Here is a 16,275-nt window from a genome sequence, read left to right on the forward strand (position 1 = left end):
CCCACCATGCGGGCAAGTCAGGTGCAGACGTCGGCCGCGAAGTCGAGCAGCGGCACACGGTCCTGCGGCGACACCGTGAGCCGCACCGGCGGCTCCCCGATGACGACCGCGAACGCCGTCGCGCGCTTGCTCTCCGCCAGCGCGTGCCGGTCGCACCGGGCCGCCTCGATGCGCACCGGCACAGTGACGTCCTGCGCCGACGGCCCGAGTGTCAGCGGGAGGCGGCTCCCGGGCGCGGGTGTGATGCCGAACAGGGTCGTGCCGCCCAGCTCGGTGATCGACACCGGCTCCGTCCCGGCGCGGCGGTGCAGCCGCACCGTGCCGAGCAGCCGGTTCCCGGACCGCGTCCACACCGGATCGAACGTGACGTCGGCCCGGTCCCGCGCGGCGCGCTCGGCGCACTCCGCGCGGTGCAGCGCGCCGATCGCGTCGTGCTCGTCGGCGAGGGTGAGCGTCTCCGTCGTCCCGTCGGTGCTGACGAGCGCGGTGGTGGGGGCCGGTGCGGTACGGCAGTCCGGGGCGCCGAGCGGCACCCGGACGTCCGTCGTCGTCCCGGCCCCCAGCGCGGCACCCGGCACGACCGGCGCCGACGGGGTGAACCCGGCCGGGCGCAGCTCGACGCGCTCGACCCGCACGTCGGCGCCGGCGCGCAGCCGGACGGTCACCACGCGGGACGCGATGTCCGAGCGGTACTGCATGACGGCGCCGGTGAGCCCGCCGCCCGGCGGCCCGGCACCGCACCCGGCAAGCCCGGCGGCGATCACGAGCAGGACCGCTGCGAGCCGCATCGCCCCACGGTACGGCCCGGGCCCTGCCGCCGGAGCGTTCGTGGCCGCCGCCGTAGGCTCGCAGGGGTGAGGTCCCGCCGCCGCCGACGCGCGTCCCGGGAGGTGCCGCCGCTCCCCGCCCGGGACGGGCTCGATCCGGCCCGGCTGCGCACCCCGCCCGCCGGGGAGTGGACGACGATGCGCGCGCACCTCGCCGACCGGCTGCCGCGCGTCGATCCCGGGCGGATCGACGCGATGCTCGCCGCCGGGGAGATCGTGACGGCGGCCGGGCCGCTGACGCCGTCGTCTCCGTTCACGCCGTCGACGACGCTGTGGCTCCACCGCGAGGAGCCCGATGAGGCCGAGGTCCCGTTCCCGGTCGAGGTGCTGCACGCCGACGACGACGTCGTGGTCGTCGACAAGCCCCACCTGCTCGCGACGATCCCGCGCGGCTCGCACGTCCGCCAGACCGTGCTCGTGCGGCTGCGGCACGAGCTCGGACTGCCCGAGCTGAGCCCCGCGCACCGGCTGGACCGTGCGACGGCCGGGGTGTTGCTGCTGGTCGCGCGCCCGGAGCTGCGCGGGGCGTACCAGATGCTGTTCGCCGAGGGCCGGGTCGGGAAGACCTACGAGGCGATCGCCCGGCACGATCCGTCGCTCACACTGCCCCGCACCGAGGTGTCGCGGATCGTGAAGCGGCCGGGGATCTTCGCAGCCGTGACGGAGCCGGGCACGCCGAACGCCGAGACCCGGATCGAGCTCGACACGCACCGCGCCGGGCTGACCCGATATCGCCTGTTCCCCCGCACCGGACGTACCCACCAGCTGCGGGTCCACCTGAACGAGCTGGGCGTGCCGATCCTCGGCGACGACGTCTACCCCGAGCTGCGGCAGCGTCCGGACGGCGACTTCACCCGTCCGCTGCAGCTGCTCTCCCGCTCCCTGGAGTTCGACGACCCGGTCAGCGGGGAGCGGCGGACGTTCGTGAGCCGCCGGACACTGCAGGCGTGGGACGACCCCGAGGGCTGGGCGGCCGGACCAGGGTCCTGACGCGGCCGCCGCGGGGCCACCGCGCCTCAGCCGACGTTGCGGCCGCCCTCGCCGTGGAGCCCGTGCCCGTTCGACGCCGGGCCACCGCCGGAGTGCCCGTTGACGGCGGCCCCGTTGACCGGTTCCGGCTGGTCCTCGGACGCGCGGTGCCTGCCCTCACGCAGGCCCCGCTGGTAGCTCGCCAGCCGGCTGCGGACGCGGTCGGGCTGCCGCTCCCGGGAGCCGCTCGGCTGACCGCCGTTCGGCGTCTCCCGCCACGGCGGCGGGACCATCGCCTGGCCGGGAAGCCGCTGCGGGAGGCCCTGGGCGGTCGTCGGGAGGTCGACGACGCGGTCGGCGCGGATCCGCGCGGCGTCGAACTCGGCGTCGCCGGGGGTCTGCCAGTTGCCCGACGGGGCACCGTTGCCGTTGGTCCCGTTGCTCACCGGCAGCGCGGTGGCCTCGGGCGTCGACGGCTCACGGAACCAGGCCGAGGCGACCGACGCGAAGATGGGGGTGTCGTCGGCGTCGTCCACCGGGACCGGTACCTCCGAGTCGAACGGACCGAACAGCTCGACCGGTGGGGTCGTGCCGGGGGCTCCGGACACCGGTAGCGCCTCGGTGACCGGGGGCGCGTCGGGGCCGGCGGGATCCGGACCCGCCCCGTTGGACGTCCGGTCCGGTCCGGGGGCGGACGGGCGACCGGCGGGGAGATGCAGTCCGGTGCCCCAGCGGTCGGGCCGGCCGGGGCCGAACGGACCGGGCCCCTGCCGGCCCGGGCCCGGAAGCCCGATGCCCTGCTGCCCGGGGTTCGGCTGACCGGATCCCGGGTGGCCGGCGCCCTGGTGGCCAGGACCCTGCTGACCGGATCCCGGCAGGCCGGAGTTCGGCTGACCCGATCCGTGCTGACCGGTGTTCGGCTGACCGGGACCCTGCGGACCTGGACCGTGCTGAGCAGGCCCGGACAGACCGGACCCCGGCCGGCCCGGAGCGTACTGTCCCGGCCCCTGAGGCCCGGGGCCCTGGCCGGGGCCCCGCTGACCGGGACCCTGCTGACCGGAACTCGGCTGGCCGGAACTCGGCGCTCCGGCACCGTGCACACCAGCATCCGGGACACCCGGATCGGCGCCCGGCCGGACGTGCCCGTGGGCGGCGACGTCCTGCGGCCCGGAGTCCTGCGGCCCGGGCTCCTGCGCGGCGACGTCCTGCGGGCCGGAGTCCTGCGAGCCGGAGTCCTGTGGGGACGCGGTCCACAGCCCCGCGGCACCGTTCCGGTCCGGCGCGCCGAAGGGCTGCGCCCCGGCGATCCCCCGCGGACGGCCCGGCGTGTCCCGGCGGGGCAGCGCCCCGGGCTCGTCCGGCGCCGGGGGCCCGGCCTGGGCCGCGGCCGGCGGCCGGCTCGGCAGGGAGTCGTCGTCTCGCCGGCTGCTCTGCGGCGGCGGCCAGGGCGCGTCTCCGACGGCGTCGGGCGAGGCGGGCCGGCGCAGCGACGCGGTCGGACCGACGGCCTCCGGAGCGGCGGCGGGCTGCTGCCCCCCTCCGACGACCGACGAGGGCAGGTGCAGCACCGCGACCGGCGAGACCCCGGTGCTCGCGGCCGGGTCACGGACACCGAGCCGCGCCCCGATCGCCCGCGCCAGGCGTGCGGCGACGTGCAGCCCGATCTCCTGCGGCGCGACGGGACCGGCGGGGGTGGCCGTGTTCAGCGCGCGGTCGAGCTCCTCGACCGGGGTCCGGTGCCGGGGCGGCGTGGCGCACTGCAGCTCGACGACGACGCCGCCGTCGGGACCCCACCGTGTGTGCAGCTCCAGCCGTTCCCCGGGCGGGGTCGCACCGGCGGCGTGGGCGAGCAGCTCGGCGAGGATCTGCTCCAGGACGGGCAGGGCCGAGACGTCCACCGACACGCTCGGCGTCGGCGGGACGACGGTCCGGGAGGCCGCCTCGCTCGCGGCGACGATCGAGTCCAGCGCCTGCCCCAGCGGGGTCGGCGGGGACATCCGCCGGCCGCGCGGCGCGCCCGCCAGCACGAGGATGTGCTCGCCGTCACGGACGCCGCGACGGGCCGCCCCGGCGAGCTCGGCGAGATCGGCGAGGGCCCCGGGGCGCAGCTCGCCCGAGCGCAACCGCTCGGTCAGGAGCTGCTGTCGCTCGGACCGCGCGCGCAGCCGGTGCGCGATGGCTGCCAGTACGGCGTCGCCGCTCGCGCCCTCGCCCGGCCCGGCCGGCGGGTCCTGCCCCGGACCGGACGGGCTGTACGACGGGTCGTCTCGCGCCACGCGATCGTCCTCCGAACGGCTGATACGACATCCGGCCGGATGCCACGTTCCACCCGGGCCCGCACGGGGACGGGTCCGGACAGGGTCGCTCACGAACCCTACTCGGCGGTTGGCTCCCCGCCCGGCCCGATGCGGTGGGCGGTGGGCGACGGACAGACGGGCGGCTCCGGGCCCGCGACCGGGAGCCTTCGCACCAACCGGTCGCGCACGACCGACGGCCGGGTTCCCGCGACGGCCGTGGTCAGGACCGTGACGGCGCGATCACGCTGCGCGCCGCCGGGCCCGGATCACTCGAACCGGGACGGATCACCCGCACCCGTCCGGATGATCTCGGGCTCGTCGCCGGACAGGTCCACGACGGTCGTCGGCTCCGTGCCGCAGTCCCCGGAGTCGATGACGGCGTCGACCTGGTTGTCGAGCTCCTCCTTGATGTCCCAGCCCTGGGTCAGCGGCTCGTCGTGGCCGGGCAGCAGCAGGGTCGACGACAGCAGGGGCTCACCGAGGTTCGCGAGCAGCGCCTGGGTCGTGGCGTGGTCCGGGATCCGCACGCCGACGGTCTTCTTCTTCGGGTGCAGCAGCCGGCGCGGCACCTCCTTGGTGGCCGGGAGGATGAACGTGTAGCTCCCGGGCGTGGACGCCTTCACCGCGCGGAACACCGCGTTGGAGATCTGCACGAACTGTCCGAGCTGGGCGAACTCGGCGCAGACGAGCGTGAAGTGGTGCTTGTCGTCGAGCTTGCGGATCTGCCGGATCCGGTCGATGCCCTCCTTGTTGCCCAGGGAACAACCGAGGGCGAAACAGGAGTCGGTGGGGTACGCGATCAGGCCGCCCTCCCGGACCAGGTCGGCGACCTGACCGATGCTGCGGGGCTGGGGGTTCTGCGGGTGGACGTCGTAGTACCTCGCCATCCCGGCAGCCTGCGACGACGATCACGGCTTGTCGCCCGCGCGATCGGTGCGGCAGTGTGCATGTATCCGGTGAGACCGGGGTCACCCCGGGCGCCCGCACTCGACGAGGAGAGCGATGTCCGACACCGACAAGATCAAGGTCACGATCCTTCCGACCGGGACGATGCACGCCGACCTGACGTGGCTGCTCATCGATCCGGGCCGGATGGCCACCCAGCAGCAGCCCGACAAGCAGCGCGACTGGATCGAGGTGCCGACGCACGTCGTCTACGTCGAGCACCCGAACGGGCAGAAACTCATGTGGGACGCCGGTGTCCCCCGCGACTGGGAGACGCGCTGGGCCCCGTCCGGGCTGGGCCAGTTCTTCCCGGTCGACGCCGCCACCGAGGACGACTGGCTGGACTCCCGGCTCAAGCAGCTGAACCTGGAGCCCAACGACATCGACTACCTGGTCCTCTCCCACCTGCACCTCGACCACGCGGCGAACGCGAAGTTCTGGGAGAAGGCCGACACGAAGATCATCGTCGACGAGGCCGAGAAGGAGGGGGCGTTCTCCTTCGACGGCCACAACAAGGGTGCACACATCAAGTCGGACTACGACACCCTCCAGCTCGACACGATCTCCGAGGACACCGAGCTGCTCCCGGGGGTCACGCTCCTGCGCACCCCGGGCCACACCTGGGGCACGATGAGCCTGCAGGTCGATCTCGCCGACTCCGGCACGATGATCTTCGCATCGGACTCGCTCTACCTGAAGGAGTCCTACGGCCCGCCGCCGATCGCGGCCGGGATCGTCTACGACACCGTGGCCTGGTTCAACTCGGTCGACAAGATCCGCGCCATCCAGGAGCGGACCGACGCGACCGTCGTCTTCGGACACGACGCGAACCAGATCAAAGAGCTCCGCACCGGTCCGGGCAACTCCTACACCTGACCCGTCCGCCCGCCCGTCCTGTCCCCCGGCCCGGCCGCGACCTCCGCGGCCGGGCCCCGCCCCGGAAGGTCGTCGCCGTGCCGGTCTACGACTACGCGTGCTCCTGCGGCACCCGCTTCGAACTGATGGTCCCGTCCTGGTCGACGCCGGCGCCCGACTGCCCGGACTGCGGCGCGGCGACGAGCCGTCGCCCACCGAGCCCGGCGATGCGCGGCCGGGCCGCCCCGCCGACGGCGATGTCGTCGGCACCGCAGTCCTGGGAGGGACTGAACAACGGCGACCGGGACACGATCACGCACTGGCGCCGGACCGTGGAGGCCCGCCAGGAGTTCGAATCGAACCATCCCGAGCACCGCGACGCGATCGCCGCCCACGAGGGCCGCTTCGAACGGAAGCCGCTGACCTACAAGGAGCTCGCGTCCCGCGCCGCGACCAGCAAGGACGCCGGTCAGGCCGCCGCCGAGGCCAGCCGCGCCCGACGCACACCGCCCCCTCCCACCGACTGACCCGCCCGCCCCTGCGCCGAGGCCGCGCAGGTCCGGGTGGCGCCGCACACGTCCGCGTACAACCGCACAGGTTCAGGTGCTGCCGCAGAGGATCATGGGCAGTCGCACAGGCTGAAGGACTGCCGCACGGGCTCGACGCCGTGCGGTCACCCGGCAACCTGTGCGGCTGTCGTCGGCCGCGTGGCGACGGGGCGATGGACCCTGACAACGGCACTCCCACCTCGCGGCAGGCCTCTTGCCTCTGAGCCCTTCCGGCGGACACCCGGTTCCAGCCTCCCGGCGAGGCCGTTCCCCTGCTGCCCCGCCACGCCGCGCTGCCCCGCCACGCGGTGCTGCCCCGCCACCCCAGGGCGGGCGCCACCAGGTGGCCGCACAGCTTCGGGGTTCCCGCACGAGCTCGAACCTGTGCGGTTCGGCCCGCCGCCGTACCGGACCTCCATCGGTGCGGCCGCGCCTCGGGGGCCGGGCCACTGCCTGCGGCCGGTCAGGTCGCGTGTGGGAAGTCGGAGCCGTCGTAGGGCCTGGGTTCCACCAGCACCAGCCAGTTCCCGGAGTTGTCCCGCATCACCGCCTCGATCCCGTACGGCCGCTCCGACGGCGGCTGTGTGAACTCCACCCCCTGCGCGACGAGTTTCGCGTGGTCGCCGTGGCAGTCGTCGGTGGTCAGGCCGAACCCGCCCATCCGGCCGGCGGCGAGCGAGCGCGCGACCGCCTCGGCCATGCCCTCGTCCAGGGGCGGGCCGGGCTTCATCAGGGTCACCTCCAGCTCCGGGTGGGCCGGGTGGTGGACGGTGACCCAGCGGAACCCGTCGCCCATCGCGACGTCGGTCCCCTCGACGAAGCCGAGGACGTCGCAGTAGAAGCGCTTGGCGGCGTCCTGGTCGGTGACGTACAGCGTGACCAGCGAGATGTTCGTGAGCATGCGGCGGACGCTAGTCCCGGCCGGTACCCGGCGGCTTCTCCGCGATTGCGGTGTCGGACAGCCCGTGCATGAACACGTAGCACCCGGGGATCCGCGGAGCGCCGCGCGCGGCCCACCGCGCCTGGTACGCCGACGGGCTCACCCCGACGAGGCGGGTGAACCGGCTGCTGAACGACCCCAGCGACGAGTACCCGACGAGCGTGCAGACCTCGGTGACGGTCAGGTTCGTCGCCCGGAGCAGGTCCTGTGCCCGCTCGATCCGGCGCCGGGTGAGCAGCGCGGCGGGGGTGTGTCCGTAGACGGCGGCGAAGCAGCGCAGGAAGTGGTACTTCGACACCCCGGCGACGGCGGCGAGCCCGGCCAGGTCGAGCGGCTCGGCGTAGCGCCGGTCGATCTCGTCGTGCGCCCGCCGGAGATGCGGAAGCAGACCCTCCGGTACCCGGGGCACCGACGCACCGTACGCCCGCGCCGGGAGCCGCGCGCGACGCAACCGTTGCCGCCGTCACACCCGGCACGCCAGGATCGGATGATGCAGGTCGTCGAGTACCGCCCCGAACGGCACGAGTTCGCCTGGACGTTCGGCGGCGCCCCGCCCACCCACCGCATCGCGCCCGGCACCTGCCTGCGGCTCTGGACCGAGGACGCGTTCTCCGGGCGCATCACCTCCACCACGGACCGGCCGACCGACGTCCTCGACATGGCCGAGGTGAACCCGCAGACCGGGCCGTTCTTCGTCGAGGGCGCCGAGCCGGGCGACACCCTCGCGCTCCACATCGTCGAGCTGACCCCGGCCCGGGACTGGGGCGCGTCGACGACGATCCCGTTCTTCGGCGCGCTGTCGGTCACCGAGCGGACCGCGCTGCTGCACGAACCGTTGCCGGAGCGGGTCTGGATCTACCAGCTCGACCGGGACGCCGGCACCGTGCGGTTCGAGGCGACGAGCGCCGACCTGCAGCTCGACCTGCCGTGCAACCCGATGCTGGGCACGGTCGGCGTCGCGCCACCGGCCCGTGAGGTGCGCAGCTCGCTGGTGCCGGACGTGTTCGGCGGCAACATGGACACCCCGGAGATGCGGGCCGGTGCGACGTGCTTCCTGCGGGTCAACGTCGAGGGCGCGCTGTTCTCCGTCGGCGACGGCCACTACCGGCAGGGCGAGGGCGAGAGCTGCGGGACGGCCGTCGAGGGCGCCATGGACGTCGTCCTGCTCGTGGAGCTCGTCAAGGGTGCGCCGGCTCCGGCGTGGCCGCGGATCGAGACGGACACGCACTACGTCGTCGTCGGGTCGTCCCGGCCGCTGGAGGACGCCTGGCGGGCGTCCCAGGTCGGCATGATCGCCTGGCTCGGCGAGCTCTACGGGCTGGACCGGCTGGACGCCTACCAGCTGCTCACCCAGGCCGCGGAGTCGCCGCTGGCCAACGTCGTCGACACCAACTACAGCGCCGTCACCAAGATCGCCAAAGCGCTGCTGCCGGACGCCGCCGCCTACAACGGCGTGCACCGCCACCTGCGCGAGCAGGCCCGGTCCCTGTAGAGGAGATCCGTCATGGACATGTTGCTGGGCGACCGCGTCGTGCTGGTCACCGGAGGGTCGCGCGGCATCGGCCGCGCGGTGGTCGAGCTGCTCGCGGCCGAGGGGGCCCGGGTCGCGTTCTGCGCCCGCGACGCCGACGGCGTGCGGGTCGCGGAGGACGAGCTGCGGGCCGGGGGCGCGGACGTGGCCGGGACGGCCGTCGACGTCGCCGACGGGGACGCGCTGGCGGGCTGGGTGGCCGCGAGCGCCGAGCGGTTCGGTGCGCTCGACGCCGTCGTCGCGAACGTCAGCGCGCTGGCCATCGGGCCGGGCGAGGAGAACTGGCGGTCGAGCTTCGAGGTGGACCTGCTGCACACCGTCCGCCTGGTCGAGGCCGCGCTGCCGCACCTGCAGCGCAGTGACGCCGCGTCGATCACCGCGGTGTCGTCGGTGTCGGGCCGCGAGGTCGACTTCGCGGACGGCTCGTACGGCGTCATGAAGGCGGCGCTCGTGCACTACGTGTCCGGGCTCGCGTTCGACCTCGCCGCGACGGGGATCCGCGCGAACGCCGTCTCCCCCGGCAACGTCTACTTCCCGGGCGGGGTGTGGCAGAACGTCGAGCAGGGCAACCCCGACCTCTTCGCGCACGCGATGGGGCTGAACCCGACCGGCCGGATGGGGACGCCGGAGGAGACCGCCTACGCGGTCGTCTCCCTGGTCAGCCCGCTGGCGAGCCGGATCAGCGGGACGAACCTGGTCGTCGACGGTGCCCTCACCCGCGGAGTGCAGCTCTGACGGCCCGCTCCACCGGCGCCCGGCCGTCGTCGAGGTCGAACGCGGACTCGGTCGCCGGCTCCAGCGGCGGCTGCGCGATGATCCGCGGCCCGCGCATCCCCGGTCCCGGGCGCTGCGCCCGGTGCACGACGAACGGGTGCACGAGGTAGACGTCGCCGGCCCGGCCGGTCGCGGCGACCTCGGGACGGTGTGCGGAGGCCGGGACGGCGGCGGCGCACAGCTCCGCCCAGCCGGCGCCGTCGTCGCCGTACGGCGCGAGCAGCGGGACGACGTCGAGGTGCGACCCGGCGCGCAGGAGGGTCGGCGCATCGTCAGGGCCGACGTCGGAGTAGAGGAACAGCATCAGCAACGCCCGGCCACGGGACCGGACCGACAGCCGCGGACCGCCGTCCGGCCCGGCGAACGACGCCTCGACGTGCCAGCCGTCGTCGCCCGGGTCCCCGGCGTGCGGGAACCGGATCGGGAAGGTGCCCATCCCGAGGCGGGGCCGCCAGCGCCCGGCGCCGACCAGCACGTCACAGGCGGCACGCAGGGTCGGGGTGCCTGCCGACGCGGTGAACTCGGGCGCGGACATCGACTCGACCCGGACGACGGGCGCGGTCCAGGTCGCGGGCTCGTCGAGGTCGGTGCCCCGCGGCCGCAGCTCGTCAGCCAGCAGCGCGCGGCAGCGGGCCGCGAGCTCCCGGGGGAACGCGCCCGGCAGGTGGACGTAGCCGTCGTCCTCGAAGGTCATCGCCGGACATCGTGGACGGTCGCGGCGATCCCGGCGAACGATTTCGGTCACGACGGGACACTCCGCCGCATGACCGAGGCTAGGCTCACCTCACCCCGGGCCTCCGGCGGCCCCGAACCGCCGGACCGGCCCTCGACGGTCCCCGAAGGAGATCGACCGTGCCCGCTCCCCGGGCCGCGCTGCCGGCGCTGGCCGCCCTGCTCTGCCTGCTCGTCACCGCCTGCGCGGGATCGGACGGCGCCGCCACCGGCGACGCCGGACGGACCGTCGCGCACGCCCGGGGGGAGACGGCCATCCCCGCCGACCCGCAGCGGATCGTCGTCCTCGAACCGGTACTGCTCGACACCGCCGTCGCGCTCGGCGCGGTCCCGGCCGGTGCCGCGGTGCTGTCCGAGGCCACGGGCGTCCCGGCCTACCTGGGCGAACCGGCCCGGGGGATCACGGTGGTCGGGACCGTCGCCGCACCCGACCTGGAGCGGATCGCGGCGCTGCAGCCCGATCTCGTCCTCGGCACCGAGTCCCGGCACGCCGACCTGTACGACCAGCTCTCGGCGATCGCCCCCACTGCGTTCCTCGCGTCGCAGGCGGACCCGTGGCAGGACAACGTCCGCTTCGCCGGGCGCGCGCTCGGCCGGGAGGAGCAGACCGAGCAGCTCCTGGAGGACTACGCGACCCGGTGCGCGGAGGTCGCCGGCACGCACGGCACGCAGGGCCGGACCGCCCAGCTGATCCGGCCGCGGGACGGCCTGCTCACCCTGTACGGCCCCACCTCGTTCGCGGGCAGCACGCTCGAGTGCGCCGGCTTCACCCTCCCGCCGCGCGACTGGGAGGACTCGATCTCGGTGGACCTCTCCCCCGAGCTCGTCCAGGAGGCGCGCGCCGACGAGGTCTTCCTGACGGCGGCCGACCCGTCGTCGCCGGACGCGGTCCCGCCCGCGGTCACGGCCGTCCGGGACAGCGCGTTCCCGCGGCTGCACACGGTGGACCAGTCGTTCTGGATCACCGGCGTCGGTCCGCTCGGCGGGCAGCGGGTGCTCGACGACATCGACCGGGTCCTCGGCGGCTGACCCGTCCCGCTGCCCGGTGATCATTCGGATGTCACCGGGCGGTCGCCGGGCGGACACCCGCACCGCGCAGCGTGGCACCTCGTGGAGGAGACCCCCGACCCCCGTCCCGACAGCCCCGGCACCGAGCTGCCGCACCCCGCCGCGGTCGACCGGGACCGCTTCCGGGTCGACGACTCGGACGACGACGACCCGACGCTCGTCGGGCCGGAGGGGAGGCCGGTCGACACCTGGCGGCAGGGCTACCCCTACGACGACCGGCTCACCCGCGCCGACTACGAGCGCCAGAAGCGGCTGCTGCAGATCGAGCTGCTGAAGCTGCAGAACTGGGTGAAGGACACCGGCAGCCGGGTCGTCGTCCTGTTCGAGGGGCGCGACGCCGCCGGCAAGGGCGGGACGATCAAGCGGTTCACCGAGCACCTGAACCCGCGGGGTGCCCGCGTCGTCGCCCTCGAGAAGCCGACCGAGCGCGAAGCCGGGCAGTGGTACTTCCAGCGCTACGTCGCACACCTGCCCGCGGCCGGCGAGATCGTGCTGTTCGACCGCTCCTGGTACAACCGCGCGGGCGTCGAGCGGGTCATGGGCTTCACCGACGCCCGGTCCTACATGGAGTTCCTGCGGGCGACCCCGGAGCTGGAGCGGATGCTGGTGCGTTCCGGGATCCACCTGGTCAAGCTGTGGTTCTCGGTGTCGCGCGAGGAGCAGCGCACCCGCTTCCTGATCCGCCAGGTCGACCCCGTCCGGCAGTGGAAGCTCTCCCCCATGGACCTGGCGTCGCTGGACAAGTGGGAGGCCTACACCGAGGCCAAGGAGGCGATGTTCTTCTACACCGACACCAAGGACGCCCCCTGGACGGTGATCAAGAGCAACGACAAGAAGCGTGCCCGGCTGGAGGCGATGCGCCACGTCCTGGGCCTGTTCGACTACCCGGGCAAGGACGCCGGGGTGGCCGCGCCGCCGGACCCGTTGATCGTCGGCCCGGCGGCGGAGATGTTCGAGCACGGCGAGCAGCCGAGCCGGTTCCCGCCGCTGACCGACACCGGGCGGACGGGCCGGGCCGGACCGCCGGCGTGATCCTCTAGGCCGGTTCGGCCACCAGCGTCATCGTGAGCGAGTGGCCGACGCCCAGCCCCGGCCCCGCCTCCCGCTCCAGCCCCAGCAGCGTGTGCGCGAGCCGGGCGCCCTCCGCGTCGCCGATCCCGGCGGCACCGGCGAAGGGGTCGAGCGCCGCGTTCCAGCGGGCGGCGAACCGGTCCAGCCAGGCCAGCACGTCGGCCGGGGCGCCCGACCGGGCGGGCACGAAGCGCAGGTCGTCCGGGCGCACCCGGCCCGGATCGCGGACGAGGTCGTTCACCAGGGTCCGGAACCGCGGCACCTCCGGATGGAAGGTCCCGGTGGCGGTGTGCCTGCCGACCAGCACCGAGCGGTCGACGGCGGTCCGTGACACGACCCGGACGCCGCTGCCGTCCGCCGCCTCGTCCACACAGGCGTCGAGCTGCGGGCGGCCGTAGAACGTCATCGGCTCGGAGATCGTCCCGCCGCCGCCGGCGAAGAAGCTCATCGCGTAGTCCCAGCGCTCGGCGTCCCACCGGGGCTGCCACTCGACGGAGTACCGCCCGAGCACGTCGACGACGACGGCGGCCCGCCTGCCGCGTGCCGCGACCGCGGTGAGCACGGAGCCGAGGGCCGCGACGAGCTCGGCACGGGTCAGGTGCGAGTAGGGGACACCGCAGGACAGGTACAGGTCGAACGCCCCGGCCGGGATCGCGTCCCGCACGTCCCCCAGTACGAACGACGCGGACGGCGCGGTGACCGCCGCGCGGGCCGTCTCCACCATCTCGGGATCGACGTCCAGCCCGACGTAGTGCAGCCGGTCCTCGGTGACCAGGGGCGGGGCGTCCGGAGCCGCGCGGGTCAGGAGCGACCATCCGTCCGCGGTGCCGGAACCGACGTCGAGCACGCGGACCGGGTCGCCGGGGCCGGCTCCGACGGCGGCCAGTGCCGCGGCGATCACCCGGCGGGTGACGGGCTCCTCGGAGAGGATCTTGACCGGGTCACGGCGGGACGGCGACAGGTAGTGGGCACTCGCTCCCCGGTAGGAGGGCGCCGGTGCCTGATCGGAACGGCTCACCGTTACTTACTACCCCGGACCGGCATCACCGGTGCCCGTCGACGCGTCCGATGTGGCCGGTGTCGCGCTCCACCGCCGGGCCGGACTCACCGCGGGCGGCCGTGGTCGGGACGGCCGCCCGGGGAGGATCATGGGAACCCGCCGTCAGGCGAGGTCGTCGAGCTCGCCGCTCTTGATCGAGGCGAGGAACCCCGCCATCCCGGCGGCGGAGAAGCCCAGGACGGTGCCGTGCGGGTCGCGGGAGTTGCGGACCGCCACACCGGTGCCTGCGACGGCGAGCTCCACGCAGTTGCCCTGGTAACCGCTGCGGACGCTCTTGCGCCAGGCCAGCGCGTCGATCGACGCGGGGCTGGTCGGATGCATCTGATCCATGCGAACGCTCACCTCATCTGCACGTGCATGTTCCGTTGCGATGAAGGTAGCAGCGGCGCAGGGGGCCCATCGCGCAAAACCGTTCGACGGCGCCCGGCGGTCGATCAACCGCGCCCGGCTGTCCCCGGGCGGTCCCCGCGAGGCCCATGTGGACCCATTGCGGGACGAATCCGACAGACCGGAACCGCTCGTCGCGGGAATCCGCCCGCCGCGAGGAGCCCTCGGACCGCTCAGGCCTCGGCGAGCACCTTGGACAGCGCCTGCTTGGTCTGCTCCGGCGACAGGGCGTCGACGGTGAGGCGGTCCATGGCCCGGCCGTAGCGCTCGACGTCCGCCCGCTTGTCCAGGTACGACGCCCCGGTCATCTCCTCCAGGTAGACCAGGTCGGGCAACTCGGCCTCGGCGAAACGGAGCATCGAGAAGGCGTGCTCGGCGCCGTAGCCCGACAGGTCCCACGGGAGCAGCTGGATGATCACGTTCGGCAGTGCGGCGAGCTCCAGCAGGTGCTCGAGCTGTCCCCGCCGCACGGCGTGGCCGCCCACCGGGCGGTGCAGCACCGCCTCGTCGAGGACGACCCAGAAGGTCGGGGCGTCCTTGCGGTGCAGTACCCGCTGCCGTCGCATCCGGACCTCGAGACGCTTCTCGACGCCGGCCCGCTCGGAACTGGGCAGGTCGGTGCGCCCCCCCCCCCGCTGACGACGGCACGGGCGTAGCCCTCGGTCTGCAGCAGCCCGGGCACGAACAGCAGCTCGTAGCTGGAGATACGGGAGGCCGAGGCCTCCAGGCCGACGAAGTCCTCGAACCAGCCCGGCACGACGTCGTTGTAGCGGGCCCACCAGCCGCTCTCGTTGCTCTCCCCGGTCATCGCGAGCACCTGCTCGCGCTCCGGGCCCTCGCCGACGCCGTACATCGTCAGCAGGTCGGCGACGTCGCGCTCCTTGAACCCGACCTTGCCGGACTCGAGCCTGCTCATCTTCGAGTCCGAACCCCGGATCGCGTACGCCGCGTCGGCCCGCCGGATCCCCGCACGCTCGCGCAACCGGCGCAGGTGGGAGCCGAGCACGATCCGCCGCGCGGTCGGGCCGCGGTCGGCACCGGGGGGGCGCGGGGCTGTTCGGACTCGGGACCACCGGAAGGACTCCTGCGGGTCGATCGGCACTGCTCGGACGCTGACGTCGCTCACCGACGGCCACCGCCCCAGGAGGCGCAGCGGGCCGATCGGGTGATTAAGCGTACACAATGATTCTGCGAATCGTCAGCGGCGCCGATCACGTGGACGTCACTCGACGATCACCCTGCGTCGCCGCCAGGGGGGGTCCGCTACGGTGAACGCCACCGGTGACCGAGGCCGCCGGACCACCGACGACTGCTGTGAGGACACCCGCTGATGGCCCAGCCGACCGACGGGCGCGCACCTGCGTACATCGACACGACGAAGGCCAGCATCGCCCGCGTCTACGACTACGCGCTCGGTGGCAAGGACAACTACGAGGTCGACCGGGACACCATCGAGCGCGTCCGGAAGATCGCGCCGGAGGTCAACCAGCTCGCCGTCGACAACCGGGCGTTCCTGATCCGCGCGGCACGCTTCATCTCCACCCAGACCTCGATCACCCAGTACCTGGACTGCGGCTCCGGACTGCCGACCGCGGAGAACACCCACCAGGTCGTGCAGCGGCTGCAGCCCGAGGCCCGCATCGTCTACGTCGACAACGACCCGACGGTGATCGCGCACGGCCGCGCACTGCTGGAGGACAACGAGCTCACCCGGTTCTCCCCCGCCGACATCCGCGACCCCGAGGCGGTCCTCACCGACCCCGCGGTGCAGGGTTTCCTCGACCTCGACCAGCCGGTGGCCCTGTTCCACATCGGGACCATCCACCACTTCGACGACGCCGACGAGCCGCAGGCGGTCATGGCCAAGTTCGTCGAGCGGCTGGCGCCCGGCTCGGTCGTCGCGATCGCGCACTTCTTCGACCCGGAGGACGGGGACAGCGAGCTGGCCCACCGGATGGAGCAGGTCTTCGTCCACAGCCCGATGGGCAGCGGCCGGTTCCGGACGCTGTCCGAGATCCAGGCCCTGTTCCCGGGGCTCGACATGGTCGACCCGGGCGTCGTGCCCTGCTTCCGCTGGTGGCCGGACGGTCCGCAGCTCAAGACGGAGGACCCGGTCCAGCGGTGCATCGTCGGCGGCATCGGCATCAAGCGGTAGCACCCGGCACCCGAGCCCACCACCGGCCCGTCCTGCACGACGGGCCGGCGGTTCCGCGTCCCGCGATTGCGCGGCGACCCTTCGCGGGCGCATACTCACCTTAATTCAACAACAGT

The 16,275-nt window shown here is 74.0% G+C and carries 17 protein-coding genes and 1 pseudogene; 8 read left to right on the forward strand and 10 right to left on the reverse strand.

Annotation, left to right across the window (positions count from 1 at the left end):
• Positions 1–17: 17 nt before the first annotated feature.
• Positions 18–788, reverse strand: coding sequence for a hypothetical protein (locus Ae150APs1_RS05660; RefSeq protein WP_075296252.1), 771 nt, complete (start codon positions 786–788; stop codon positions 18–20).
• Between the two features lie 66 nt (positions 789–854).
• Between Ae150APs1_RS05660 and Ae150APs1_RS05665 the strand changes: the two genes are divergently transcribed.
• Positions 855–1,817, forward strand: a complete 963-nt coding sequence (locus tag Ae150APs1_RS05665; RefSeq protein ID WP_075296254.1) for a pseudouridine synthase — start codon at positions 855–857, stop codon at positions 1,815–1,817.
• A gap of 26 nt (positions 1,818–1,843) precedes the next feature.
• Here Ae150APs1_RS05665 and Ae150APs1_RS05670 read toward each other — a convergent pair whose 3' ends face one another.
• The gene (locus Ae150APs1_RS05670) at positions 1,844–4,072 is read right to left on the reverse strand and encodes a hypothetical protein (RefSeq protein WP_075296256.1); all 2,229 of its coding nucleotides are present in this window, start codon (positions 4,070–4,072) and stop codon (positions 1,844–1,846) included.
• 287 nt (positions 4,073–4,359) lie between these two features.
• A complete protein-coding gene (locus Ae150APs1_RS05675; protein WP_010231985.1) occupies positions 4,360–4,980 on the reverse strand; it encodes an L-threonylcarbamoyladenylate synthase in 621 nt (206 codons plus the stop codon).
• Positions 4,981–5,095: 115 nt separating this feature from the next.
• Here Ae150APs1_RS05675 and Ae150APs1_RS05680 point away from each other — a divergent pair, with 115 nt between their 5' ends.
• A complete protein-coding gene (locus tag Ae150APs1_RS05680; protein ID WP_060575565.1) occupies positions 5,096–5,914 on the forward strand; it encodes an N-acyl homoserine lactonase family protein in 819 nt (272 codons plus the stop codon).
• A gap of 77 nt (positions 5,915–5,991) precedes the next feature.
• Entirely contained in the window at positions 5,992–6,420 is a 429-nt protein-coding gene (locus Ae150APs1_RS05685; RefSeq protein WP_075296258.1) for a zinc ribbon domain-containing protein, read from the forward strand.
• Positions 6,421–6,904: 484 nt separating this feature from the next.
• Here Ae150APs1_RS05685 and Ae150APs1_RS05690 read toward each other — a convergent pair whose 3' ends face one another.
• Both Ae150APs1_RS05690 and Ae150APs1_RS05695 read right to left on the reverse strand, forming a co-directional pair.
• Positions 6,905–7,342: a VOC family protein gene (locus tag Ae150APs1_RS05690; RefSeq protein WP_010231974.1), complete on the reverse strand. Its 438-nt coding sequence runs from the start codon at positions 7,340–7,342 to the stop codon at positions 6,905–6,907.
• 10 nt (positions 7,343–7,352) lie between these two features.
• Positions 7,353–7,790 (reverse strand): AraC family transcriptional regulator, encoded by a 438-nt coding sequence (locus tag Ae150APs1_RS05695; protein ID WP_010231972.1) that lies wholly within the window; start codon positions 7,788–7,790, stop codon positions 7,353–7,355.
• Between the two features lie 81 nt (positions 7,791–7,871).
• Between Ae150APs1_RS05695 and Ae150APs1_RS05700 the strand changes: the two genes are divergently transcribed.
• On the forward strand, positions 7,872–8,873 hold the full coding sequence (locus Ae150APs1_RS05700) for an acetamidase/formamidase family protein (RefSeq protein ID WP_029239618.1): 1,002 nt from the start codon (positions 7,872–7,874) through the stop codon (positions 8,871–8,873).
• Between the two features lie 12 nt (positions 8,874–8,885).
• Entirely contained in the window at positions 8,886–9,647 is a 762-nt protein-coding gene (locus Ae150APs1_RS05705) for an SDR family oxidoreductase (protein WP_010231968.1), read from the forward strand.
• Here the strand turns inward: Ae150APs1_RS05705 and Ae150APs1_RS05710 are convergent.
• A complete protein-coding gene (locus tag Ae150APs1_RS05710; protein WP_075296260.1) occupies positions 9,625–10,380 on the reverse strand; it encodes a phytanoyl-CoA dioxygenase family protein in 756 nt (251 codons plus the stop codon). The two genes, Ae150APs1_RS05705 and Ae150APs1_RS05710, sit on opposite strands and share 23 nt — an antisense overlap.
• Positions 10,381–10,538: 158 nt before the next feature.
• On the opposite strand from Ae150APs1_RS05710, the gene Ae150APs1_RS05715 reads away from it, so the two are divergent.
• Together Ae150APs1_RS05715 and ppk2 are read left to right on the forward strand one after the other, a co-directional pair.
• Positions 10,539–11,447, forward strand: coding sequence for an iron-siderophore ABC transporter substrate-binding protein (locus Ae150APs1_RS05715; protein WP_075296262.1), 909 nt, complete (start codon positions 10,539–10,541; stop codon positions 11,445–11,447).
• 126 nt (positions 11,448–11,573) lie between these two features.
• Entirely contained in the window at positions 11,574–12,518 is a 945-nt protein-coding gene (gene ppk2, locus Ae150APs1_RS05720; RefSeq protein WP_050802396.1) for a polyphosphate kinase 2, read from the forward strand.
• Between the two features lie 4 nt (positions 12,519–12,522).
• Here ppk2 and Ae150APs1_RS05725 read toward each other — a convergent pair whose 3' ends face one another.
• The 4 genes and pseudogenes from Ae150APs1_RS05725 to Ae150APs1_RS34205 form a co-directional block, all read right to left on the reverse strand.
• Positions 12,523–13,575: a class I SAM-dependent methyltransferase gene (locus tag Ae150APs1_RS05725; protein ID WP_075296264.1), complete on the reverse strand. Its 1,053-nt coding sequence runs from the start codon at positions 13,573–13,575 to the stop codon at positions 12,523–12,525.
• Between the two features lie 144 nt (positions 13,576–13,719).
• Positions 13,720–13,947 carry a DUF397 domain-containing protein gene (locus tag Ae150APs1_RS05730; protein WP_010231957.1) on the reverse strand — a complete coding sequence of 76 codons (228 nt, stop codon included), beginning with the start codon at positions 13,945–13,947 and terminating at the stop codon, positions 13,720–13,722.
• 230 nt (positions 13,948–14,177) lie between these two features.
• Positions 14,178–14,570: a DUF5753 domain-containing protein gene (locus Ae150APs1_RS34200; RefSeq protein ID WP_283160237.1), complete on the reverse strand. Its 393-nt coding sequence runs from the start codon at positions 14,568–14,570 to the stop codon at positions 14,178–14,180.
• Positions 14,571–14,687: 117 nt separating this feature from the next.
• Positions 14,688–15,130: pseudogene (locus Ae150APs1_RS34205) on the reverse strand (helix-turn-helix transcriptional regulator); the annotation flags it as partial.
• 204 nt (positions 15,131–15,334) lie between these two features.
• Between Ae150APs1_RS34205 and Ae150APs1_RS05740 the strand changes: the two are divergent.
• Entirely contained in the window at positions 15,335–16,159 is an 825-nt protein-coding gene (locus Ae150APs1_RS05740; RefSeq protein WP_075296268.1) for an SAM-dependent methyltransferase, read from the forward strand.
• Positions 16,160–16,275 lie beyond the last annotated feature (116 nt).

The organism is Pseudonocardia sp. Ae150A_Ps1 (assembly GCF_001932315.1).
GTDB lineage: Bacteria > Actinomycetota > Actinomycetes > Mycobacteriales > Pseudonocardiaceae > Pseudonocardia.

Excerpts from the sequence above, each read along its gene's own strand:
- Ae150APs1_RS05680 (WP_060575565.1), top strand. The coding sequence starts at position 5,096 with ATGTCCGACACCGACAAGATCAAGGTCACGATCCTTCCGACCGGGACG.
- Ae150APs1_RS34200 (WP_283160237.1), bottom strand. The coding sequence starts at position 14,570 with ATGCGACGGCAGCGGGTACTGCACCGCAAGGACGCCCCGACCTTCTGG.
- Ae150APs1_RS05740 (WP_075296268.1), top strand. The coding sequence starts at position 15,335 with ATGGCCCAGCCGACCGACGGGCGCGCACCTGCGTACATCGACACGACG.
- Ae150APs1_RS05660 (WP_075296252.1), bottom strand. The coding sequence starts at position 788 with ATGCGGCTCGCAGCGGTCCTGCTCGTGATCGCCGCCGGGCTTGCCGGG.
- Ae150APs1_RS05730 (WP_010231957.1), bottom strand. The coding sequence starts at position 13,947 with ATGGATCAGATGCATCCGACCAGCCCCGCGTCGATCGACGCGCTGGCC.
- Ae150APs1_RS05690 (WP_010231974.1), bottom strand. The coding sequence starts at position 7,342 with ATGCTCACGAACATCTCGCTGGTCACGCTGTACGTCACCGACCAGGAC.
- Ae150APs1_RS05700 (WP_029239618.1), top strand. The coding sequence starts at position 7,872 with ATGCAGGTCGTCGAGTACCGCCCCGAACGGCACGAGTTCGCCTGGACG.
- Ae150APs1_RS05675 (WP_010231985.1), bottom strand. The coding sequence starts at position 4,980 with ATGGCGAGGTACTACGACGTCCACCCGCAGAACCCCCAGCCCCGCAGC.
- Ae150APs1_RS05705 (WP_010231968.1), top strand. The coding sequence starts at position 8,886 with ATGGACATGTTGCTGGGCGACCGCGTCGTGCTGGTCACCGGAGGGTCG.
- Ae150APs1_RS05710 (WP_075296260.1), bottom strand. The coding sequence starts at position 10,380 with ATGACCTTCGAGGACGACGGCTACGTCCACCTGCCGGGCGCGTTCCCC.